The sequence below is a fragment of the Flavobacterium sp. 140616W15 genome (assembly GCF_003668995.1).
GTDB lineage: Bacteria > Bacteroidota > Bacteroidia > Flavobacteriales > Flavobacteriaceae > Flavobacterium.
Genome location: NZ_CP033068.1, coordinates 1,626,677 through 1,649,688 on the forward strand (window position 1 = coordinate 1,626,677; position 23,012 = coordinate 1,649,688).

The window sequence follows — 23,012 nt, forward strand, 5'->3', positions numbered from 1 at the left end:
CTGATTACTAAAAATAATTCTAGTAAAAATTGGAATAAAAAGGATAAGCAATGTAAATACATTAATAAATATTAATAACAAAACTGCAAAAACAGAACTTTCATATGGAATTCTAATTGTGGCCCCTTTATTGTAATATCTATAAAACAAATAAATTATATACTTCATCTTTTTTAGTTTTTTAAAATTGTTGTGTCCATTGTATTTCCTATCCCTTCATATATTTTATCCGAAACAATTGATATTACCTATTCGTGTCTCGATCTTATTAAGGATATTAACATCAAGATAATGGAAGCCAATACATAAAGTAGTAATAGCCAACTATGGATCTTGGTGTTACTATTTGTTTTATATTCTCTAATAATCTTCTCTGGTACTAATTTGTTTACTATAAAATAGCCAATTACAAAAAACATAGTGAAGAATATGTAAGACTGTATTTTTGAAGGAAAATGAATCCCTCTAAATATGTTTGGAGAAATTAAAATTGCTATTGAAAAGAAATTTATAAATAATATGAATAAAAACACAAAAACTGATTTTTGATATGGAACTAGTTTAGTCGCTCCCTTACTATAATATTTAAAAAATAAATAAATGATGTATGACATAATAATTTTAAATTTTATTATCTATTGCATTACCAATACCTTGGTAAACTTTATTTGTTATACCCGTAACAGATAATATCCCTATAGCGACAGTAACAAATAGATTTAAACCAGCAACAGCAAAGTGTTAAATTTATATCTGTTTTTACTACATTTCCGTTGTGGTGTTTTCATAAGCATTCGAAATAGAAATCGCAACACTTATCACAGCAGTGCTTATTCCTTTCGTTATTTTCAAAGTTTTTTCCACTGACGGTGAAAATTCCGCCGCATCACCTAAGTTTATAACTGCATCTTGAGCCCAATTCGTCTTGCAATCTTTTCCATTTTTACTTATATTTATAAGGCTTTAGTTGTAAATACAAAATTACTAAGAACATAATTTTAAAGGATAAACTTACTGTTTATAACCCGAATCTAAAAGTAAATTTATAAGACAGCTAGAAAAATAATCAGACTTTTACTGAAGCAGATTATTCGTCTGTTTAATCTTTTTAAATAAGTTCTGAGTATCAGATTCTTCCTTTCAATATAGTTTGTCGTAAAACGTTTTACAGAATTCTGTTTATCGTCAATTAGATATCTGTAGTTTTTTAGTCTGTCTGTACATATCTTTTTAGCTTCAGATAGTTTTAAAGTTTCAAGAACACGCTTTAATGAGTTTTCCTTCCACATAAATCACAGACCTTACTACCAAACCATACTTTTGATACACTAGATTTCATTTTTAAAACATTTTAAACCTTAAAAATTAAAGGGATGAGTACAATAGTCATTCCTTTAAAGTAAAAATTATTCAATAAATACTGACTATCAATACCTTTTAGCTTCTAAAAACAAAAAAAACACAATTGATACATTATCAAGAATGGGGTAATAAAAAAGAGCCATCTTTTGAATGGCTCTTTTGGTATTAGAAATAATCTATTTTTAATCTACTCGTTTTACTGAAAGTTTATCTAAGCAAAAATAAGCTGCAGTATTAATTCCGTATGTTGGATCTGAGTCAGTAGATGCCATCTGGAAAATAAGATATTTTACTTCTCCTAAATTAGATAGCTTAGCGGCTGTTATATCTACCCATCCTGTAGGCATTACAAGAGAAGTTCCTGTGTGATTTGCTAATGTATGTATAATTGGAGCAGAGATAATTCCACTTGCATTAACTCCATAGATTAATAATTCGAAATGATCACCAGAAACAAATTTCTTTGCGAAACCATCTCCATTCAAACAACCATAATAAGGCCATGGATGCATATTAATTTTCAATCCTTTAACTTGGTATGTTCCTGTATTTCCTATTTTTATCCAGTTTGAAAAACCACCTTCAGTAAAAGTTGTTCCCTGTGGATTTTTAGGATCTAAATAACTAGACCAATAAGCTACAATATAGGGATCTCCCGTTGTTCCTGGAGTTCCTGGTGCAATTGTAGAAGAAGTATTAAAACCACTTCCTGCCATAGTTCCCCATTGGTGAGGTACCCAACCATCTGATCCACCTGGAGCAGCTCCAGATCCGTAATCTTTAATATCATTTACGTTTGATACTATAAAACCATCCCAGTAGTTGTATCCAGCGGATGTAGCAGTATGCGAGAATGTAAATATATCTACATTTAGCTTTGTATTAGAAACATAGGTATTTTCCCAATACTTACCGCCTGTTGTAATGGTTCCGCTTGCTAGTAAAGCATTAGTAAGGTTTAAGGTTGTTGTTGTTCCTATTGCAGGATCAGAGAGAATTCTTTTAGTTGATGCATTTGTACTGTTTACAGCTGCATTTGTATTACCATCAATTAAAACATCCTCATCATTACTACAGGACGATAGTCCTAAAAGTAAACCAACTGTCAAAAAATAAATTACTTTTTTCATTATTTATAAAATTAGGGGGTTAATAATTCTTCTTTAATTGTTTTTTCGATAGCATATTTTTTAGGATATGAAAATTTAATTATTTGCTTTTTGCAAAATTTAAATCCTCTGCTTGCTTAAAATGACTGGTTACCAAGTCTGTAGCACCTGCTTCTACAAATGTTGAAACATATACTTTAACAAAATCAATTCCAGGTAAGTGAACTTTCTTTCCATTATTATCTACAGCCCAGCTAATATCTATTGACGGATCTTTGATACCACCATACCCCCACTCGAAAGTTCCAACATTAAATGTTGTACCTTCTCCATCGCTTACATCTTTCACAGGCAAGTATATTTTTGTTCCTTTTAGTGTATAAGATTCACCCAACCATTGTGGATAATAATTATATCGCCTCCATTTTTTTGTTTTTGTAATAAAGTTGGATGTATTTTTATTATCTGTCCATTTAAGATATTCTTTATCAAACTGCCAATCTTTTGTGCCTGTTACGGCTGGTTTACTTGGATTTGGTTTGTTATATGTTACTTCATAATTTTTGACAGTAGTAGATTTATGATGCTCGCTACCTGCAATTTCATACCATTCATTTTCGTCTGCAATCCCATTTTTATTGGCGTCATAAGCAACGTGTATGCTTACAGGAGAAAACTTTAAGCTGCCACTGTTTTCATTCATTAAAACTGTAAAATCCCTTTTCCCGTGTACATTTATAACTGTATGGTCAAATGCTGTAACTATAAATCCTCCAAAAGTTCCTAATCCAATATCATTACCTTCTATAAGATCAGACTGAATTTGTGCCATAACTTCTGGTTTAGTATTAAATTCAAGATTGTCATTATTATAGCTTGGTGCAGGTAAATAATCAATAAGGGATACTGCTTTTGAAGTGTAGGTTTTACCTGTTTCTGAAACTTTAACTTTGGTTGAAGCTTGTTTTACTAATTTGTCTAATGTTACCGTTAGTTCTACTGCGTAATCAGCCGCTTGAGGAGCAATAAATTGTAACGTCTTAGTGTCTCCAATAACAGAATCTTTAACAACTCCATCACTACCAGTTACTTTAACAGTCCATTTATATCGCGCAAGCTCTTTATCCCCATTTTCAATAAGCACTTCTGGATCTACAGTTACAACATTATATCTGCTTACTTTAAAATCTGAGGCTAATTTTAATGAGAGTGTAGCTTGTTTTACAGGTTGTGTTTCGGACTCTTCCTGTTTAGAATCGTCATTACTACAGCAATAAAAAATGCCAATAGCTAAGAGTAATAGACTATGTTTTAAATACTTTTTCATATTCTTATTATTTTACTTTTTTTAAATTGTATTTTTTTAATAAATGAAGATCTGCAGCACCCGCAAATTTAGTAGCCATTGATGATTGCTGATGACAAAGTCCCATTGGTTCACTAACACAGTTCACAATTTTTATAAAATTTATCCCCGGCAGATTTACTTTATTTCCATTTTTATCAACTGCCCAATCAATATCAATATCAGGATTTACTGCATTTGCATATCCCCATTCTGGAGCGTTATAATTCCATAATGTAGTTTGACCCGGACGTGCAGTAACAAAATCTACATTAAGTTTTATTCCTTCATATGTAACTGTTTTTTGACTAGCCCATAAAGGATAATATTCTTTTTTGGTTTTAGATCTTGGCATGTAATAGGTCTCAGATTGATTGTTTTCGCAAAAGATGTGTTCACGATCTGAAAACATGTCATTGGGTCCTCCAACTACTACAGGTACACCTGCTGCTTTTTTATGATAGGTAATTTTAAAATCTTTAATTGTATTCTCTTTTGTGTGCTGGCTACCTATGATCTCGTACCATTCATCTTCGTCTGGTTTTCCATTACCATTTTTATCGTAAGCAACATATATTAATCCAGGTGCTGGCGGATTAGCTTTATCCGTTAAATCGCCTCCATATACTTTAAAATCACTTTCGCCTGGCGCATTGATAACAGTATGATCGAAACCTACAATAATAGAACCTCCAAAACCTCCCAAATCCAGCTGATACCCTACGCTGGTTTCATTAATTCTACCCAATGCAGTTCGTACTACATCATCTTTTGTAAATCCAACTTTATATAAATCGTTCGCAAACATACCCGGGGCAGGATTAAAGTCAAAAATGCTTGTTATATATGGATTGTAATTTTTAGTGTCATTGGTTACATTTACAATCGTTTTTTTACTTCCTTTTTTTCCATCCGCAGTAACATTCAATGTAAGTTCATAGGCACCTGAGTACAAGGCAATAAATCTTAAATCTTTAGAATTTCCGACAATAGAATCTGTAGTTTTGTTTAACGGATTTTTTGTTAAAACCCATTCGTAATTTGGATTTTTAACTGTTGTACTACTATTTATATTGAGCACACTAAACATAGCTACTTCATGTTTTTCTTGAAGTGTAATTTCTGTTGGTTTTATACCTTCTTCTGATTTTGTATCATCATCACTACTACTGCATCCTATAACTAAGAAGGCAAGGAATAATAAATGGGTTACTTTTTTTTCATGGGTTCTGGTTTTATAGTTTTAATTTAAAATCCTTTTTAATTTATGGTCTCGTCGGAATATTTTCTCCTAAAAGGTGCAAATCTGTTGCTCCCATTATTTCGGTAGAAGTTTCTCCGAGCCATCCTGCTTGCTGATTGAGACCATTGTAAACTTTCACAAAATCAATTCCAGGAAGGTGAATTTTATTTCCGTTTTTATCTATAGCCCAATCAATATCTATTGCTGAGTCATTGTCATTATTAGGAGCATTATCAGCATATCCGTATAAAAACGCATACTGAACAAAATAACTTCCTGTGCCGCTTTCATCAACGGCATTATCGGGTAATCTTGTACCTTTAAAAGTGATTTTATCTTGATCTTTAAGCCATTTTGGCCAATAGTCTAGTGAGTGGTTATAAGCATTGTTTTGTGCTAGATAACCTGTTTTCCCCTGATTGTCTTTCCATAATATATACTCTACATCAGTAAAAAGCACTGTTCCCGTACCACCTCCAGGAACAGGAACTTTGTTTGGATCTGGTCTATAATAAGTGATTTCATAATCCTTGATAGTTTTTTCCATTTTATGTCCTGCTCCTTCTATTTCGTACCATTCATCATCTGGAAGTCCGTTTTTATTTTTGTCGTAAGACACCATTATAACTCCCGCCTCACTGCTCCCACCTCGCATGGTTGCATCTGGATTAGGATTAGCGTCTGCCCAAAAAGCATTTCCTAACACTCTAAAATCGCGTTTGCCTTTCACATTTACAATTGTATGATCAAAACCAAAAACGATATAACCGCCAAATGCACCAAGTGAAATTAGATCTCCGTTTTTCTTGGTTAGATAGGAATTGGCTCTCGTTAAAATTTTATCAAATGTTTCTCCATCATTGGCAGCTGGTAAATCATTAATAAACTGCCCAGGTGCTGGTTTAAAATCAAATACTTTGGCGATAAAGGTTTTATATTCTTTAGCCTCTTTACTTATATGTACTTTTACTTTTTGTGTTTGTGTAGTCCCCTTATCGTTTATAATTACTGATAATTCATAAGTTCCAATTTCTGCAGCTACAAACAAGGCTTCTTTTGCTGTGGTATTTACCAAAGAATAATTATCTGATGGAGCATTTGTCATACTCCAATTGTATGTTGCATTTGTACTTGCTGTACTATTTATAGTTATTGCTAGTATGGTAGCTCTTTGTGCATTATACTCATTGTTTGCAATACCTCCTGTTGGTGGATTGCCGTTATCTGTACCATCGTCTCCACTAGAGCAATTGGTTACCAATGCTGCCGCGAGTATAAAGAATAACGCTCGGAAATGTTTTAAAGGTTTATTATACATAATTACTATTTTAGTTTTTGGTTATAAAAGCAATATGGGCAGGTATATTTCCCGCGGTAGTTTTCCATTTTAGTTTTCCCTCTGGGGTAAAGCAATAGATATAGCCTGTTACAACATAATTCTGTGCATCGGTGATGTAAATTTCTTTTGTTTCGGGATTTACCTGTAATCCATAAGGAATCATTATTTGTTTATCTGTGCCATCTGTAATTATCTTATCGCTAATTATCTTTTTGGTTTTTGTATCTAATATCCCGTAGGTTACTTTATTACTATTGGTTAGATAGCTCCATGATACGCTATAGAAATAGAGTAAATCATCTACTAAACACATTCCTAAAACTGGAATATCGAGTTGCATTTTTTTCTCATCTGTTTTAGTATCAATTACAAACAGGTTTGATGGTGTATTGTAATAATCTCCTCTGGAACTCACATAAATATCTCCTCGGCTGTCTATTTGCATACTATAAAGGTTGATACCTACATCTATCTTTTTTATTTCAGTAAAAGTTTCAAGATCTATTACAGACACTGTTCTGTCGTAATTAGGGACTCTGTAACCTCCTGAATTGGCAACATATAATTTTCCGTTACTTACCACCATTTGCTCTGGTTGATAGCCCACATTTACTTTGCGTTTAATTTCTAATGAAGTGGTATCGATTTCTGCAACAAAACCAATCTCTGCATTAGGATCAATGGCTACAGGTCCTGAATAAGAACTCACATAGGCTTTGTCTTTATAAAAAGCGACATAACGACAATTAGGAATATCAATTTTTTTGATACGTTTTGCCGACCATTTGTCGATTATTTCAACTTTATTTGAGCAATTGATTACGGCATAAACCTTATTGCCATATATTTTTATATCGTTGCCTACATCACCCAATTCTTTTATAACTGTTGGGTTTCTCTCAGAATAAATATCGGTTGTATAGTTTCCGGTTCTGTAATTAAATATATCAATACTTGCCCGGTTCATCCCCATATTCCCTTCGTTAAGGAGATAAAAACCTTCTATCTTTCCGTCACTTCTTGGTGCAGCAACACTTTTATCTGATGATGGAAAAATGGTTTCTTCTTCTCTACAAGAAGTAAAAGAAAGGGCTATAAATAAACCTAGAATTAATTGTGTAGTTATCTTTTTCATAGCGCAATGCTGATTATAAATTTCATTGTACGTCCTGGCATAGGATAATTGTATATAACCTCATACTGCTGATTAAGTACATTGTTTAGCTCTATTGTTCCTTTTATCAAATATTTACTTAAAGTAAAAGACTTTTGTACTGCTAGATCATGAGTGTACCAAGGCTGAATTTCATTGATTTTAATATTGTTTACATTACCGTTATATCGTTTTCCTACATATACAAAACTGTAGTTGAAATTCCATGTTTTATAATCAGCATTTAATATCCCAGACCCACTATGCCAAGGCGTGTAAGGTATTTGATCTCCATAAGATGATAATTCCAGTCCAGCAAATTTGGTATAATCCCTGCTTTCTGAATAAGTATAGGTAAGATTGGTAGCTAAGTTTACTTTGCCAATATGCATTCCCACATTAAGTACCGATTCTATCCCCTTCCCTTTCACCTGTCCCATATTGGTCATCATCCAACGAAATAAATTTCCTGTTGGAGCTGCTACAATTTTATCTTTGGTATTGGTGTAATAACCATCTACCTGAATAGATATTTTATCAAAGAAACTATTCTCAATGGGCAAATTATAAGTGAATCCAATATCATATTGGTTCATATATTCGGGTCTTAAAGTACTTGACCCAACCATAGTATAGTATAAATCATTAAAAGTGGGCATTCTAAAAATGCGTTTTGCAAATGCTCTTAAATTAAAATCGTAGTCTTTAAATGGGGTATATCCTATAAATAAGGCAGGAGTAAACTCTTTTTTATCAGGAGCTTTAGCGTTATATCGCACTTCCTCCTGAACATAAGTACCAACAACACTACCTAATGCTTTAAACTGCCCTAGCCTAAAGGAACTAGCCAAAGAAAATAATGCTGTATAACGTTGCGGAAAAGAAAATTGAGTCTGTATGCCTTTTCTCGTAGCATTAAGTTTATTGTATTGAAAATCGGTAGATAACGAAACATCCCATGTGGGTAATATGTTGTACATATTTACAGCTGAGAAGTATATTTCCTGCTGATAATAACTATCGTCCGATTGTGCTCCTTCGGTTACTGTTTCGCCTAATATATTCGTAGTATCTCTGGCAACATAATGCGTATAATCATAAGCATATTTTGCCTTAGCCTGAAATTTGTATTTTTTCGAAAAATCTTTAATTAGTGAGGTTTGTGCGAAGAAATTTTTATCATATTGTCTAAAACCATCAGAAAACTTATTTTCGACAATTGCTCCTGGTGCTCCCCTATCCGAATCGTAATAATATACTTTAGCGTCCCAAGATCCATTCTTCATTTTTCCGTAAAGACCTGATTCAAATCGTAGTGCTTCTATATCACTATTATGTCTTGTGGCTGTGGTATCGTAGGCTACGGAACCGTCCTGATTGTTTCTTTTGTATCTAAATTTGTATTCACCATTAGATTTTATATATTCAGAACTCACGCTCATACTTACTTTGTCACTTAATTTTTGTTCCCATCTAAAAGACGGGTTGAAATAATTTATAGACATGGTTTTAAATCGAACCAATAGATTTGTTTTTTTTCCATTTTCAAAAACAGGCCGTTTGGTTCTTAAATAAATAGTAGAAGCCGCTGCAAAGTCTTTTGCTGACTGAAAAATTTCGCTTTTTTGACCGTTGTACATGGTAAGAGATTCCATGTCATCTAAGGAGTATTTACCCAAATCAGTGACTCCGTTTTGTGCATTTCCTAGTTGTATGCCGTCATAAAAAACACCTACGTGGTGTGTTCCCATATTACGGACATCTACAGTTTTAAGTCCTCCAAGTCCTCCATAATCTTTAATTTGAGTTCCTGCAAAATAGCGTAGTGCATCTGCAACATTATGACTAGCTAAGTTTTCTAGTAATTTTCCAGAAAGACTTTGCACAGGAATTACTTCTTGATAAGGCTTAGTTTTTAGAATTACTTCTTTTAATTTACGAATACTATCATTAGATGCTTGAGAGTAAAGCAAAAATGGAGTAAATAACGTTAAAACGAATAAAGGGACTTTGTTTTTATTATACATCACTAAATAAATTATAAAAACTTATCGGGGTATAATAATGCAGAAGCATAAGAAAAAAAGCCCATTATAGAATAATAGGGTGAATTTCTTGTTCTTCAACTTTGTTCCTCGAAAGTTTTAAACTATGTGATTTTGGCAGGTCTCCTGACTTATTCTATCCTTAAAACTGCCTTCCCATTTGCTTGAGCAAACAGTGACATTAGTAACGTTTAAAGACTTATATAGAACTTACAGTAGCGGGCCTGTTCAGGATTTACACCTGATTCCCTTTTAACTATTTTAACTTAAATTATAAGAAAAAATAGACCAAAATTTTAAGCAAAGATATAACTATACTTCATAAAAAATAATTGTTATTTAATAAAATTATAATTTTTGCAATAAAATCATCAAAAATAATGTCATATCTATAATTAGCTAAAACAATAAGCTTCTTGTGTTTCTTAATTCAAATAGTGAATGCATATATGGCATTATAAAGGGATAATATAAGGCTATAATCCCTCCTATTTTGCTGTTAAATTGTTACTAAGAATTGAAGTTATTTTATACTGTAATTAAAGTAAGATATTACACTACTTTGTCATAAAACACACATTACCTGTATCTTTGATTTGGAATTACCTATATTTTTAAGTATTTTTGCACTCTTTTTTTACCCAACAAGACATTATAATGCCAAACACAAACAAAGATTTAATCCGCTTTTTAGAAGCACAAAACCATCTGTATCTTACTGCTCTTTCTGAAATAAAAAAGGGCAAAAAGAAACCCACTGGATGTGGTTTATCTTCCCTCAAATTGCAGGATTAGGTACTAGCGATACTTCTAAATACTATGCTATTCTAGATTTAAATGAAGCGGCTGAATTTGTCGCGCATCCCATCCTAGGAAAACATCTTATCGAGATTTCTGAGTTAATACTAACTTTTAAAATGAAATCTGCTGAATCAATTCTAGGAGAATTAGAAGCTAGAAAATTGAGATCTTCGATGACGCTTTTTACTTTGGTAGAAAATAGTAATCCTATTTTTCAGGAAGTATTAGATACTTTCTTTTCAGGAGAACAAGACCCGCTTACTTTGTCCATTATTAATTCAATTATAGAGGCGTCTATTGAAACAACTACACTGTTATAAAGCAGTATTACAATAGATTATTTACTCAAAAAAAACACTACGTCGTATTTGCCCACGCAAATCTGTAGTGTTTTTTTAGTTTATATAATCATATCATTTTTTATACATCAAAACAATACAATCTTCATCCTTACATTTTAGCATTATTAAAATAATTTTCAAATAATACTAACTGATTAGATAATGCTTTACTCCAGTATTCTGTGTCATGTGCTCCTGGAGATTCAATATAAAGATGTACTATTTTTTCGTTTATTAGGAGTTTATGAAAATCTCTGTTCATAGCTATCATTTGAGCATCTTCGGTACCGCAATCGAATATATAAAACTGATTTGACGCTTTCATCTGTTTCGTTTTATCAAATGTTAGGTATTGCTTTGGTAAATTTTTAAACTCACCTAAAACTTTATCCACCTGATAATTGTGGAAGCTTTCTCCAAATCGATTAAAATCCAATGCACCACAGGTGCTACCTACTATTGAAAAAGTATTTTGATATGCAATTCCGATATTTGTTGCGCCATATCCACCCATACTCCATCCTAAGATTCCTCTAGATTTTCTATTTTGTGTCGTTGGATAATTAGCATCGATATAATCAACTAATTCTTTTCCAATAAAGGTTTGATATTGAGAAGTTTTATCAACAGGACTATCTACATACCAACTATTAAAATTGCCATTGGGCAATACATAAATAGTTTTATATTTTTGAGATTTGGTTACAAGATCTGGGATATCTTGCTTGTAGGTTCTATCCGGATTGCCGCTATAACCATGGAGTATATAAATGGTTTTGTATTTTTCACCATTTACAAATTTTGGAGTAATAATTACAGTTTCTATTTCCTTGTTCATCTTTTTGCTATATACATTCTTATGAATGATTTTTTGAGCAGAAATTGATAACGATAATGCAAGTAATGCAACTGTAGTAAGTAATGTTTTCATTTTTTTAGTTTTTATTTACATGGCAAAAGTCAGGTATATAAAAAGCAAAAATGTTTACATATGTTGAGGAATTAAAAATTTATTTCTTTACGTATACAGTCCAATTAAGTGTTCATATTCCTAATAGTAAATTGTACAAAAGAATTCTGAACTTGGCTGTAGAGAAAATTGGGTAATAATGAGGAATTAACTAAATAAAAATTCTAATAGAGCACAAACGATTTAATGCTTTGCTTTAGGTCCAAAAGGACAACGCTTTATTAAATAGTTAATTGTAGCATGATAAGCATCAAATCCAGTTCCGAAAGAATTTCTTGATTCTGAATATAAATTTGCTCCTTTATCATTAAAAATATTCAGATTAATTTTAGTTTCATAATTAATCATTGTAGTGGCATTATTAGAGTTGTATGCAGAACCAGATGATTTGGTTGTTTCTTTTCTGCCCTCCTTATTTTGGGTTTCTTTGTCGTTGTAACTTGTAACACCACTTCCGTAAGAAGAGGTTCCTTTATTAGTTACATTAGCAATTCCATACACTACATTTTCAACTCCTAGCAATGTAGCCATCTCTTTTGGACTTATGGATTTCAAATTAGCAAGTGAGATATTATTCTTTGCTAAAAGGCTATTTGTTGTAATAGGATCCTGCAATTCCAATCCGTTGGTGTTTTCTTTTATAGAAAGATAACTATCTGCTTGTAATTGCTCCGCCATTGCATTGGCATTTAGAGAAGTATCATTAGATATAAATTCAAAAGGCAATATGGCTATTTTTCCTTTTCTGCCTGTTGATGTAACTCCCGAAGATACAACTTCAGTATTTGTACCTTTATTTATTACTTCTGTTCTGCCACTTGCAAATACAATTTCATTTATTTCAGATTTTTTAAACTCATATTCAAGAGTTTCCCCTTTGTAGGCAAATTTAATAGCATCCTCTTTTACCGAAATAACTTTTCCTTCTCTTTTTTCTCCATTGAGCATGACAACAGTATCAACTTTATCTTGAGCAAATACTGTTATCACATTGCAAAAAAGAATTACAAAAAAGATAATATTCTTTAAAATATTTTTTTTCATTTTTTTTAAAATTAAAATTTAAGAACTAAACTCAATTTAAAAACATCTTACATAGTTTCTAAGCAACACAATAGCCATGTATACAAATGCTTAAAAAATAGTAGCTGTAGATAAATTGATAGCATAAAAATAAATATTTTTTATTTTAAATCCTATATAAAAATTGCTTTAATGACAGACAAATACAAGCTTTATCTACTTATCATCAGAAGTATTTTTTTCTTTTTTATTTAAAATTTAATAGCAATTTTACCAATTGTTTTTCCAGATTCCAGGAGTTGGTGTGCTTTTTTTAAATTATCTGCTGTAAAACCAGATAGCGTTTCATTTAAGGTTGTTTTGAGTGTCCCATTATCTAATAAATCAGCAATTTTATTGAGAATAATATGTTGCTCATGCATGTCTTCAGTTTGAAACATAGAACGTGTATACATTAGTTCCCATGAAAACGAAGCGCTTTTGTTTTTTAGTTTATTTAAAGCTATTGGATCACTGCTACCAGTAATTGAGGCAATATGTCCTTGAGGTTTAATGAGTTCTACCATAATATCCCAATAAGAATTTGTATCTACAAAATCGAGAATAAAATCAACATATTGGAATCCTAATTCTCTAACCGAAGAAATTAAGTCCTTATGATTAACCACATGATCGGCTCCTTGTTTTTTACACCAATCAATAGTTTCTGGGCGGGAAGCAGTAGCGATAACAGTTAAACCTGCTATTTTTTTAGCTAACTGAATCGCAATAGAACCTACTCCACCAGCCCCACCAATTATTAAGACTGTTTTGCCTTTGTCTTTTTCAGGATTAATACGAATGCGGTCAAAAAGTATTTCCCAAGCTGTCAAACCAGTTAACGGTATAACGGCAGCTTCTGTGTTAGTAAGTGCTTTAGGTTTACTGCCTACAATACGCTCATCTATAATTTGATACTCTGCATTACTACCTTGTTTGGTAATATCTCCAGCATAATATACTTCGTCTCCTACTTTAAATAAGTTTACCCTTTCGCCAACAGCTTCAACTACACCTACAGCATCCCAACCAATAATTTTTGGAGATTCTAAAACAGTATTTACAGCACTGTTTTGGCGAATTTTAAAATCGACAGGATTTACAGATATGGCATTAATTTTTACCAATAAATCATTTGCTTCAGGTATTGGTTTAACAGCTTCAAATTCAATAAAACTATCTTGCACTGTTAGTGGTAATGAGGTTTTAAATCCTATTGCTTTCATCTTTTTATAGTATTATTTATTATATTTTTCTTCAGCATTATCAATGGGTGTTTTGGGATCATTTTGAACCATTTTGGCAATGTCATCTTTTCTCATAAATACAACTCCCTTTTTGTTTTTTGCATATTTAATAAAGCTATCCATAGCATTAACCATTGCAGGTGTTCCGCCTATTCTGTCATGAAAACTAATAGACATCATTCTTCGTTTAGCTACACCTTCTACATAAAGTTGATCAAACTCCATTTTTAATTGTACGAGGAACTGATCAGGGCTCCAATGTTTCCCTTCTACATTTACAATATCATTATTGCGCAATGTGTATGGCATTACTACAAAATTTTTACCATTTACTTTGGTGATAAATGGTTCATCTCGACTTAAATCATCAATATGATACAAAAAGCCAAGCTCTTGCAATACTTTTAGCGTATTAGGACTTCTACGTAACCAGTTTGCATTATATCCAACTCCCCTTTTACCTGTAATAGCTGCAACGGTATCAATTCCTTTTTTTACAAATGCCAGTTCATCTGCATAATTCATATTCCATTGATTATTCCAGGACATTCCGTGAGCAGCAATTTCATGACCGCCTTCAGCAATAGCTTTAGTGATTTCAGGATATTTTACAGCAGCCTCTCCTACTACGTGCGAAGTAACTTTAATATTGTATTTCTTCCACAGATCTAACATTCTGTATATACCTTCATTTGCTCCATATCGAAACCAACTTTCTGCAGGCAAATCAGGCTGCCCTTTTGGTAATGGGTTTCCTGAAAAAGGACTTTCGGCGCCTTCAGGCTGGCCTCCTGTCTCAAATTGCATAGATACAGAAATTACTAGTTGTGCGCCATTTGGCCAATTTTTAGCATTAGTCTCTTTTTTAACTTGTGCATTAGATAATAAAAATAACATCGTAAAAGTTAATGTTACTATTGTTTTAAAATAAGTTGAAATCATATTTTATAGGTTTAAATTTTAGACAAAGTTAGCGCAGTTCAATGCCTGTATCTTTGTAAGAAGTCATTGAATAGTTGTAAATTTCGATTAGATTAAATCACTCGAAATAGGTCAATAAAATAAATGTTTTTTTCTACCCAAACAAGGCAGTCCCGCTGTTCATTCTCTCTAATAATCCCATGCAAAGTGAACATGTAAATAACGTAATTGCTATTGCCATAAGTCCAAAAATTAATAGCAATTTTCGAACAGACACTCTTGCTAAATTCTGCTCTTCATCTTTTGAAATATATTGGTAGATATTTTTAAAATTTTTATAGACAATAATTCCTGTAAGACCAATGCCAAAAAAAATTATTGCTGTTATAACTGTCAAAACATAAAAACGGAATTGATTACTATGGATAAAAATATCACTAAGTGTAATTAAACTCAATATAAACATAGCTGCTACAGCTGTATAAACAGAAATTTTGAAGAATGTAAACATAGCTTTCTTTAAGTATTAATTGATTAAAATAATCTATTTACTGCTTAAAACGATAAATATAATAAGGCGGTTTGCCTTCATCCTTAGCTCCTGTAAATGCAGGAGAACTATCAAGTTGATTTACCGAAATGTACAACCAGCCATCAGGACCTTGATAAACATTATCAGGCCATAATAACTTATCATTATCTCGTATGATATTGGTTAATTTGCCTGTTGCATCCAATTTTGTAATTGCATGCTCCTGCAAGTTAGTAAAATAATGATTTCCATTTGCATCTGTAATTGCTCCATCACTAAATGGTTTATTTCCTACTTTTATAATTGAGCTTCCAATTATACTATGGCTCTTTCCTTCTCTTAATAATTTTGCAGGTACTTTGTACCATGAATTACCATTCATTGCTCCAAAAAATATAGTTTCTCTATCACTAGAAAGCGTAATCGGATCAATAGCTACACGAGCTGGTTTTCCGCCAAAATATGCTATTTTACCTTTAATAATCATGTTTTTATCTTCAGCTTGCAATGAAGTATGATCACTAAACCTGCGTGCTTTTTTTGTTTTTAAATTCAATACAATAATTCCTGGATTAGCAATATCAGCCAAATAAGCAAAATTATTCTTTTCATCTATAGCTACATCCTGAGTAAATGTGCCTTTTGGAGCTACGGACGAAGGCAATTCAATTTTTTGAATTACTTTATTTTTATTGATATCAAAAGCCCAAAGCCTTGTTTTTCCTAATTCCAGTCCCATATCAATAACCCATAATTGATTGTTTTTATCAAAAATTAAGCCCAGCATAGCATCAAATTGAGCATCATTGGCCTTTGCTCCATTTTTTTGATAAATATTTGAAGGATATGGAATTGCTTTCCCGTTTATAATTTCTACCAATTGTATTTTTTGACTTCCTAATGGATGTATTGTTGCAAAAACACGACCTTCAGCCGATACAGCAACATCACCAGGACGTACATCCATCGCAGCTACTACTTCAAGATTGTTATTCGTTTTATTTGTATCACCAAAGTAACTAGCGGTACCATCTATCCAATCTTTACGTGGAGGAGCAAAAAAATCAATATCAAGTGTTCCATCTTCTAGACATTCAAACTGATGCGGTATATTGCCCGGAATTATAAGTACTTCTCCAGCTTTAACAATATAATCTTTGCCTTGCATAGTTACTTTTACACTGCCTTTTATTATGTAAGATGTTTGTTCGTTAGGATGTTGGTGTAGTGGTACTTTTGCACCTTTATCCATCTTAAACAAGGCTAACATTCCTTGTTCACCATATACATATTTGCGTTGCAATTTATTTCCCAATTGCTCCCATCCCAAGTCATCAAACTTAATATGTTGTATTTCTTTGAGATTTTGTGCTGTTGTTGTGTTTGTATGTGAAGTCATTACAACAACTACTAGTAGTATTGCTAATTTTAATTTTATCATTTTATATTTATTTAAGTATTTAATAAGAGCTTTTTATATCGCTTTGTTGTGGCCAGGGTTTATCAAAGGTTTTGTTTCTCTTTGGTAAAATAATTTCATAACCCGATTTTTCATCAATGCTTATTTTAATTTTGGCAGAAGATAATTCTCCTACAACTAAATGTCCTCCAAACGTTCTATCATCAGATAAAAAATGGAAATGGAAAGGCGATAAATCTATAGCTGCAAATGATGGAGGATTATAGAAGCCGATCATCGTTCCCGAAATTCTTTCCCTTTTATAAAGAGGTCTCGTTTTCATTAATTCTGCTAAACCAGTAGTATTTTTATCATCAAGTTTTTCAGCGCCTCCTACTGTAATTGATTCAAAAGTGCATTCAATGCGTACTGCATAAGGTTTATTTGCAGATGGAAGTTTACTTATTATTTCCTGCTGAAGCAATTCGATAGTCTTACTACCGGTAATTTCATAAGATATATCAGCTTTAAAGAATGCGACAGAAGCAAAAGGTACCATTCGCTCCGATTCAGCTTTAGTAACTTGTCCATTAGGAGCTATTCGATAAAAAATACCATCAAGTGCAATCATTTCACCATCTAAATAATTATAAGTACCTAGTCCAAAGTTACCTTTGCTTGCCAGTGTTTTTATAGTAAGATCACCTGTATAGACCCCATTACGCATAGCATCCATTATAGAATAATGAAAAATCGGTTTATCATCCTGAACTTGTGCATTTATAGTTAGAAAGCTGGTGATAGAAATAAAGAAACTAAATATTGTTATTTTTTTTGTCATTGTTTTATTTATTATCCTGTTTATAAAGAACAGATTATAAAAACAAAGATATTTTTTAACAACTAAGTTATGTTGTATGTTTTCATTGTATTTTTGTACAAATTTATTATCCATTATGAAACGTTTCACCAGTTACCATTCTTTAAATGTATTTCGATTGCAACTTGACAAATGGGAGTTCCCAATACATAAACACAATTTTTATGAATTCATTTTTATAGAAAAAGGAAGTGGTAATCATATTTTAAACGACACGCTATTTAATTATAAAGAAGGAGATGCTTTTTTATTAAGACCAGAAGATGCTCATTCATTTGAAATAGAAGAAAATACTAGTTTTATCTTTATAAAATTCACAGAACAGCTTTTTATAGAAAAACTTGAAGGTGGTAAAACTGCCAAATGGATGGAAATAATAAAGATTCTACTCCAAAATCCATCTGCAGTAGATGGAACTTTAATAACAGATGAAGAAGATAAAAAACACATTAATAACTTATTACAGATATTATTATTTGAGTTTACTAAAACTTGTGCTTACAGTCGAGAAGTTGTATTAGAACTTTTTGGCGCAGTAATGATGATGGTGGCAAGAAGTCATTCGACATCTAAACATGGTGATCAATGCCCAAGTAATACAGAACTTGACAAACTAAATCAAATCTTAGGTTATACCCGCTTACATGCATTGGACGCCGAAAAAATGCGCATTGAAAACATTGCAGAGTTATTTTCAATGTCTCCTAACTACATTAGCATTTATGTAAAAAAACACAGTGGTGTTTCTATTCAACAGCACATTATTCAAACCAAACTAAAAGCTGCTGATCAATTACTTAAAAATGGCCGTCATAATATAAATGAAATTGCTGCTAAATTAGGTTTTACAGATGCAAGTCATTTTAATAAAATATATAAAAAATATAAAAAAGTGAGTCCAACTGGATTTATGAAGCCATGATAGAAAAGACTTCCGTTTTCTTTATAAAGCAAAACACATAATTCCTCCCCTACTACAATCTCTAATTTAAGAAACTCCTTTTTTTAAGTTTCTTATTTTTTTATGTTTTCTCTTTTCAATAGAATTTACTCTATTTAAAGCTTGCAATGATTTTTAAACAAATAAATACGAAAACACTCTTTTTATAACAAATAATCAATAGTTTCAGGTTGTCTGACATTTCATTTTGTTTACAAACTTGTAATCATAATTAAATTTAATTCATTTAATTGTGATTTAAAAAACACTTACTATAATTTTAAAGTTAATTTATTGGATTATTTAATATCAAAATAAAATAAAATAGTATAATCTTATTTTCAGCTATACAGATAACTTTGGTGACATTATTAACAAACCCCAAAAAAAATTATGAAACCAAAATTATTACTATTTATGGCGTTCATTTTCATTCTCAAAGCAAACGCACAAGGGCTTCCTTGTAGAGCAAAAGAAGAAAATGACAAAATCTACAAACAGAATCCTAATGCATTAAAAGAGAAGCAAAACTTTGATGCTTTTAGTAAAAAATTCAGTGCAGAAAGGAAATCAACCTCTAAATTGCTACAAACGTCTTATGTAATTCCAGTTGTCTTCCATATTTATGGAGATATGCAAAGCGGAAAAACAGTTACATATGAGAAAATAGTAAATCACCTGGCACAACTTAATGATGATTTTAACGGACGTAATGCTGATTACGCAACCGTAGATCCATTTTTTCAAACAAGAAGAGGCACGCTAAACATTGAATTCAAGCTTGCTAAGATTGATCCAAGCGGAGGCTGTACGTCAGGAGTCGTTTTTCATTCAGCCAAAAATGGCTATGGAAACGGTGGCGGATACGATGATCAAATTGCCGCTGATGCATGGGACAATACAAAGTATATGAACGTATATATTCAAAATGATCTGTATCAGGATGGAGCGTTAAATAATTCTGGAGTAGCTTGGTATCCAGATTCAGGTATGACAGCAAACAATACCGCAAGGGTTGTTTTTAATGGAGCTTATTTATATGACAACTCCTATAGCAAAGAATTTTCGGCTACTCTAACACATGAATTTGGACATTTCTTAAATCTAATTCACACATTTGAAGGTGGTTGTACAGGTACAGATGAAGTGGCAGATACTCCACTTGAAGACGGACTACATACTCTAGCCTGCACACAAGGAACAAATTGTAACGGTGATCGGGTAAACAATGAAAATTATATGGGGTACAATGGAGCGCAAGGATGTTATAAAATGTATACACAGGGTCAGATAGACCGGATGCTCGCGGCCTTAGAACATCCCGCAAGAAAAACCCTTTGGCAAGAAAGCAATCTCATTGCAACTGGAGTTAATTACAGCGGAAGTTTACTAACTGTAAATAAAAGTTCTTTTAAGGAAGCAGTAGCAAATGACGGTTCTTTTGACACATCATCAATAATAACGATATCAGGAACAAAAACACTAGCAATTAGCACTGGAACAATGATTTCAGGAACACATTTCACACATACTTTCCCTGCAGGAATTACACCCATACTTACAGTTAATTCCAATTCACAAATAACAGTTACCTTAACAGGAAAAGCCACAAGTCATTTACTAACCAATAATACCAAAGGAGCTATTACATTTTTACCCACAGCATTTACAGGTGGTACAACAGGTTTATCTTGCACAAGCTTATATTTCGATTTTAAATTTGTAAATCCTTATGGGATTTTTTTTGTTGATATGCCCGACGTAACCGTTTCATCAGCTTTGATTTGGAAATATTTTGAAATAGAAAAAGGAGACGATCCTGCTTTTGGTGGTTGGAGATTTGCTGCTAATGCTTTAAAAATTGAAACCTATGCCAAAAAATTAATATGCGAAACAGGAACTAAAAACATTACCCTGCTAGGAGCAAATGCACAAGTAGGCGCTACAAACAATTTTACAGCACCGGGAGCATATCCAAATCAATTGGATCTACGCACTGCAACCTACACCAACTGGGACGGAAAAACAGGATATGTTGGTTTTGATTATTTGATCGATGGCTTAACCTGTTATGGATGGTTTAAGGTTACCGTTGCGACAAATGGAGACGGATATACAATCTCAGAATATGCTTATAATACACAGCCAGGAGCATCAATTTATACAGGAGTGACACCAAAAACTGCTGTAGTTTTATCTGCAAATACACTATATGAAGCTGACGCAAATGATGGAGGAATCACAACAAATACAGAAATTTCTCTTTCGACCAATAACGGAACATTTACCAAAAGTACTGGAACATTTACAGTTGGTACAGATTATACAATTTCGGGAGTCCCTGCAGGTTTAACAGCTGTTTTAACATTACAAAGTAATTCAAAAGTAAAACTTACATTCACAGGAAAAGCAAGTCCGCACTTACCTGCTAACGATGCTGCAGTAATCGTTACATTTAAAGACGCAGCAATAACAGGCGGAATAACAACTCTTGATAGTCCTGCAAAAACAATAAATATAAAATTCGATGCTCCATATGGAATCGTTTATGTAGACAATCCAGATTTTGTTGTTTCTCCAGCTACAACATGGGATTATATAAATTTAGGCATTGGTGATAATACAGAATATGGAGCATGGCGATTTGCAGCCAATGCATTAAAAATTGAAACCTACGGAAAAAGATTAGTAGGATTAACGGGTACAAGAAATATTGCGAAAATTGCAGCAGGAACAGCTATAGGCGCATCAAGTATATTTGTAACTCCGGGAGCTTCATACCCAGATCAACTAGACTTACGCACTGCTTCCTACACCACTTGGGATAATCAAACAGGCTATGTAGGATTTGAATACACCAGTAGAGGAAGAACTTGTTATGGATGGTTTAAAATAAAAGTAACAGCTGATGGTGATGGTTACTCAATTACAGATTATGCCTATAATACCAAACCTTTTGAAGCCATAATTGCAGGAGCAACAAGTGGGACAACAGTTGCAGCACCAACAAATTTAGTAGCAACTGCCAATTCTACTTCGCTTCAGGTGGTATTAACATGGACAGATAATGCTACTAATGAAACTGCTTATACTGTAGAAAGAGCTTCGGCAGACGGTATTTATAGTGTAATTGCAACACTTGGTGCAAATGTTGCTACCTACACAAATACAGGATTAACAGCTGGAAATACATATACTTATAAAGTAAGAGCAAATGCTAACACAACTTATTCAGATTATTCGAATGTTGCTACAGCAGTTATTTCAGGTACTAGTGCCTATTGTGCAGCTAACGGATCCAATCAATATGAATATATTAAAGATATTGTAATAGGAAATTTTACAAATACATCTGGAGCTGATGCATCAGGATATGGTAATTATACTTCTAAAAATATTACATTAACACCAAATGCAAGCATCCCTGTGAGTTTAACACCTGGATTCTCAAGTTCAAATTATACTGAATCATGGGGAATTTGGATAGACTACAATAAAAACAACACATTCGAAGCATCAGAGAAAGTAATTAATGGACTTTCGTCAAATGGCACAGTTACAGGGAATTTTACAGTGCAAAACAGTGCGACTGGAACAACCAGAATGCGCATTGTAATGAAGTACAATTCAAATCCAACTGCTGTATGTGGAAATATTGGTGATGGTGAAGTCGAAGATTATACAGTTACTTTTGGACCATCAAATCCAAATCCTGTAACTTTGGCAACTCCAACAAATATTACCAACTCAGGAATTTATGCTCAAGGGTTTTATGCTTCATGGACACAAGTAGCAAATGCAACAAGCTATGAAGTACAATTATACAAAGCAGCAACTGGATGGGCAAGCACTGGTACATCTACTACTTATTATTTATGGATTCCAAAACAAGGAACTGAGACTGCTTACAGATTTAGGGTAAGAGCAGTTAATACTGCAGGAACAAGTGACTGGAGTAGTTATCTTGATATAAATCTTCCACTTGCAGGAGCTGAAGCTAACACTGATTTAAGTACTAATAAATCTTTTACAATGTTCCCAAATCCTGCATCGGATGTTGTTAATTTCTCTTTTGAAAATATAAATAGTGCCAATGCAGTTATTACCATTTACAATAATAATGGAGTTGTAATAGATACTGTACGTAATACATCTAGTTATACCATCAAGAGTTTACCAACAGGGATTTATCATGTTATACTTACTGATGGATCATTTAAACAAAGCAAAAAACTATTGATTAAATAAAATTGTTTACACACAATAAGCAATCCTAAAATGAAACCGTTGAAAGATATTCTTTCAGCGGTTTTTTTATATGTT

The 23,012-nt window shown here is 32.6% G+C and carries 17 protein-coding genes and 1 riboswitch; of the genes, 3 read left to right on the top strand and 14 right to left on the bottom strand.

Annotation, left to right across the window (positions count from 1 at the left end; all coding sequences use genetic code 11):
- Positions 1 to 1,043 precede the first annotated feature (1,043 nt).
- From EAG11_RS21890 to EAG11_RS06990, 7 genes are all read right to left on the bottom strand, one after another.
- The gene (locus EAG11_RS21890) at positions 1,044 to 1,289 is read right to left on the bottom strand and encodes an IS1 family transposase (protein WP_305775264.1); all 246 of its coding nucleotides are present in this window, start codon (positions 1,287 to 1,289) and stop codon (positions 1,044 to 1,046) included.
- Positions 1,290 to 1,544: 255 nt separating this feature from the next.
- The gene (locus EAG11_RS06965) at positions 1,545 to 2,492 is read right to left on the bottom strand and encodes a DUF4465 domain-containing protein (protein ID WP_129538542.1); all 948 of its coding nucleotides are present in this window, start codon (positions 2,490 to 2,492) and stop codon (positions 1,545 to 1,547) included.
- Positions 2,493 to 2,571: 79 nt separating this feature from the next.
- Entirely contained in the window at positions 2,572 to 3,798 is a 1,227-nt protein-coding gene (locus tag EAG11_RS06970; RefSeq protein ID WP_129538543.1) for a hypothetical protein, read from the bottom strand.
- Positions 3,799 to 3,805: 7 nt separating this feature from the next.
- Positions 3,806 to 4,906: a cell surface protein gene (locus EAG11_RS06975; protein ID WP_129538544.1), complete on the bottom strand. Its 1,101-nt coding sequence runs from the start codon at positions 4,904 to 4,906 to the stop codon at positions 3,806 to 3,808.
- Positions 4,907 to 5,081: 175 nt separating this feature from the next.
- Complete coding sequence (locus EAG11_RS06980; protein WP_129538545.1) at positions 5,082 to 6,377, bottom strand: cell surface protein; 1,296 nt, start codon at positions 6,375 to 6,377, stop codon at positions 5,082 to 5,084.
- Positions 6,378 to 6,387: 10 nt separating this feature from the next.
- A complete protein-coding gene (locus EAG11_RS06985; RefSeq protein ID WP_129538546.1) occupies positions 6,388 to 7,533 on the bottom strand; it encodes a YncE family protein in 1,146 nt (381 codons plus the stop codon).
- Positions 7,530 to 9,578 carry a TonB-dependent receptor gene (locus tag EAG11_RS06990; RefSeq protein WP_129538547.1) on the bottom strand — a complete coding sequence of 683 codons (2,049 nt, stop codon included), beginning with the start codon at positions 9,576 to 9,578 and terminating at the stop codon, positions 7,530 to 7,532. Before EAG11_RS06990 ends, EAG11_RS06985 begins: the two co-directional genes overlap by 4 nt.
- 116 nt (positions 9,579 to 9,694) lie before the next feature.
- A riboswitch (cobalamin riboswitch) is annotated at positions 9,695 to 9,904 on the bottom strand.
- A gap of 453 nt (positions 9,905 to 10,357) precedes the next feature.
- Here EAG11_RS06990 and EAG11_RS06995 point away from each other — a divergent pair.
- Complete coding sequence (locus EAG11_RS06995) at positions 10,358 to 10,717, top strand: DUF1810 domain-containing protein (RefSeq protein WP_371414629.1); 360 nt, start codon at positions 10,358 to 10,360, stop codon at positions 10,715 to 10,717.
- A gap of 130 nt (positions 10,718 to 10,847) precedes the next feature.
- Here the strand turns inward: EAG11_RS06995 and EAG11_RS07000 are convergent, their stop codons facing one another.
- From EAG11_RS07000 to budA, 7 genes are all read right to left on the bottom strand, one after another.
- The gene (locus EAG11_RS07000; RefSeq protein WP_129538548.1) at positions 10,848 to 11,669 is read right to left on the bottom strand and encodes an alpha/beta hydrolase family protein; all 822 of its coding nucleotides are present in this window, start codon (positions 11,667 to 11,669) and stop codon (positions 10,848 to 10,850) included.
- A 222-nt stretch (positions 11,670 to 11,891) separates the two neighbouring features.
- The gene (locus EAG11_RS07005; RefSeq protein WP_129538549.1) at positions 11,892 to 12,752 is read right to left on the bottom strand and encodes a hypothetical protein; all 861 of its coding nucleotides are present in this window, start codon (positions 12,750 to 12,752) and stop codon (positions 11,892 to 11,894) included.
- Positions 12,753 to 12,982: 230 nt separating this feature from the next.
- A complete protein-coding gene (locus EAG11_RS07010) occupies positions 12,983 to 13,996 on the bottom strand; it encodes a zinc-binding alcohol dehydrogenase family protein (RefSeq protein ID WP_129538550.1) in 1,014 nt (337 codons plus the stop codon).
- A gap of 12 nt (positions 13,997 to 14,008) precedes the next feature.
- Positions 14,009 to 14,959, bottom strand: coding sequence for a polysaccharide deacetylase family protein (locus EAG11_RS07015; RefSeq protein ID WP_129538551.1), 951 nt, complete (start codon positions 14,957 to 14,959; stop codon positions 14,009 to 14,011).
- A 133-nt stretch (positions 14,960 to 15,092) separates the two neighbouring features.
- A complete protein-coding gene (locus tag EAG11_RS07020; protein WP_129538552.1) occupies positions 15,093 to 15,449 on the bottom strand; it encodes a hypothetical protein in 357 nt (118 codons plus the stop codon).
- Positions 15,450 to 15,486: 37 nt separating this feature from the next.
- Positions 15,487 to 16,911, bottom strand: coding sequence for an L-dopachrome tautomerase-related protein (locus tag EAG11_RS07025; RefSeq protein ID WP_129538553.1), 1,425 nt, complete (start codon positions 16,909 to 16,911; stop codon positions 15,487 to 15,489).
- 19 nt (positions 16,912 to 16,930) lie between these two features.
- Positions 16,931 to 17,824, bottom strand: a complete 894-nt coding sequence (budA, locus tag EAG11_RS07030; RefSeq protein ID WP_242499279.1) for an acetolactate decarboxylase — start codon at positions 17,822 to 17,824, stop codon at positions 16,931 to 16,933.
- A 1-nt stretch (position 17,825) separates the two neighbouring features.
- On the opposite strand from budA, the gene EAG11_RS07035 reads away from it, so the two are divergent.
- Positions 17,826 to 18,671: an AraC family transcriptional regulator gene (locus tag EAG11_RS07035; RefSeq protein ID WP_164998668.1), complete on the top strand. Its 846-nt coding sequence runs from the start codon at positions 17,826 to 17,828 to the stop codon at positions 18,669 to 18,671.
- Positions 18,672 to 19,082: 411 nt separating this feature from the next.
- Entirely contained in the window at positions 19,083 to 22,937 is a 3,855-nt protein-coding gene (locus tag EAG11_RS07040) for a M43 family zinc metalloprotease (RefSeq protein WP_129538556.1), read from the top strand.
- The last annotated feature ends 75 nt before the right edge of the window (positions 22,938 to 23,012 follow it).

What these genes read in the sequence shown, in the direction of transcription:
- EAG11_RS07035 (WP_164998668.1), top strand. Translation starts at nt 17,826, where the DNA reads ATGAAACGTTTCACCAGTTACCATTCTTTAAATGTATTTCGATTGCAA.
- EAG11_RS07015 (WP_129538551.1), bottom strand. Translation starts at nt 14,959, where the DNA reads ATGATTTCAACTTATTTTAAAACAATAGTAACATTAACTTTTACGATG.
- EAG11_RS06975 (WP_129538544.1), bottom strand. Translation starts at nt 4,906, where the DNA reads ATGTTTAGTGTGCTCAATATAAATAGTAGTACAACAGTTAAAAATCCA.
- EAG11_RS07000 (WP_129538548.1), bottom strand. Translation starts at nt 11,669, where the DNA reads ATGAAAACATTACTTACTACAGTTGCATTACTTGCATTATCGTTATCA.
- EAG11_RS07020 (WP_129538552.1), bottom strand. Translation starts at nt 15,449, where the DNA reads ATGTTTACATTCTTCAAAATTTCTGTTTATACAGCTGTAGCAGCTATG.
- EAG11_RS07040 (WP_129538556.1), top strand. Translation starts at nt 19,083, where the DNA reads ATGAAACCAAAATTATTACTATTTATGGCGTTCATTTTCATTCTCAAA.
- EAG11_RS06965 (WP_129538542.1), bottom strand. Translation starts at nt 2,492, where the DNA reads ATGAAAAAAGTAATTTATTTTTTGACAGTTGGTTTACTTTTAGGACTA.
- budA (WP_242499279.1), bottom strand. Translation starts at nt 17,824, where the DNA reads ATGGATAATAAATTTGTACAAAAATACAATGAAAACATACAACATAAC.
- EAG11_RS06985 (WP_129538546.1), bottom strand. Translation starts at nt 7,533, where the DNA reads ATGAAAAAGATAACTACACAATTAATTCTAGGTTTATTTATAGCCCTT.
- EAG11_RS06990 (WP_129538547.1), bottom strand. Translation starts at nt 9,578, where the DNA reads ATGTATAATAAAAACAAAGTCCCTTTATTCGTTTTAACGTTATTTACT.
- EAG11_RS07005 (WP_129538549.1), bottom strand. Translation starts at nt 12,752, where the DNA reads ATGAAAAAAAATATTTTAAAGAATATTATCTTTTTTGTAATTCTTTTT.
- EAG11_RS06980 (WP_129538545.1), bottom strand. Translation starts at nt 6,377, where the DNA reads ATGTATAATAAACCTTTAAAACATTTCCGAGCGTTATTCTTTATACTC.
- EAG11_RS07010 (WP_129538550.1), bottom strand. Translation starts at nt 13,996, where the DNA reads ATGAAAGCAATAGGATTTAAAACCTCATTACCACTAACAGTGCAAGAT.
- EAG11_RS07025 (WP_129538553.1), bottom strand. Translation starts at nt 16,911, where the DNA reads ATGATAAAATTAAAATTAGCAATACTACTAGTAGTTGTTGTAATGACT.
- EAG11_RS06970 (WP_129538543.1), bottom strand. Translation starts at nt 3,798, where the DNA reads ATGAAAAAGTATTTAAAACATAGTCTATTACTCTTAGCTATTGGCATT.
- EAG11_RS06995 (WP_371414629.1), top strand. Translation starts at nt 10,358, where the DNA reads ATGTGGTTTATCTTCCCTCAAATTGCAGGATTAGGTACTAGCGATACT.
- EAG11_RS21890 (WP_305775264.1), bottom strand. Translation starts at nt 1,289, where the DNA reads ATGTGGAAGGAAAACTCATTAAAGCGTGTTCTTGAAACTTTAAAACTA.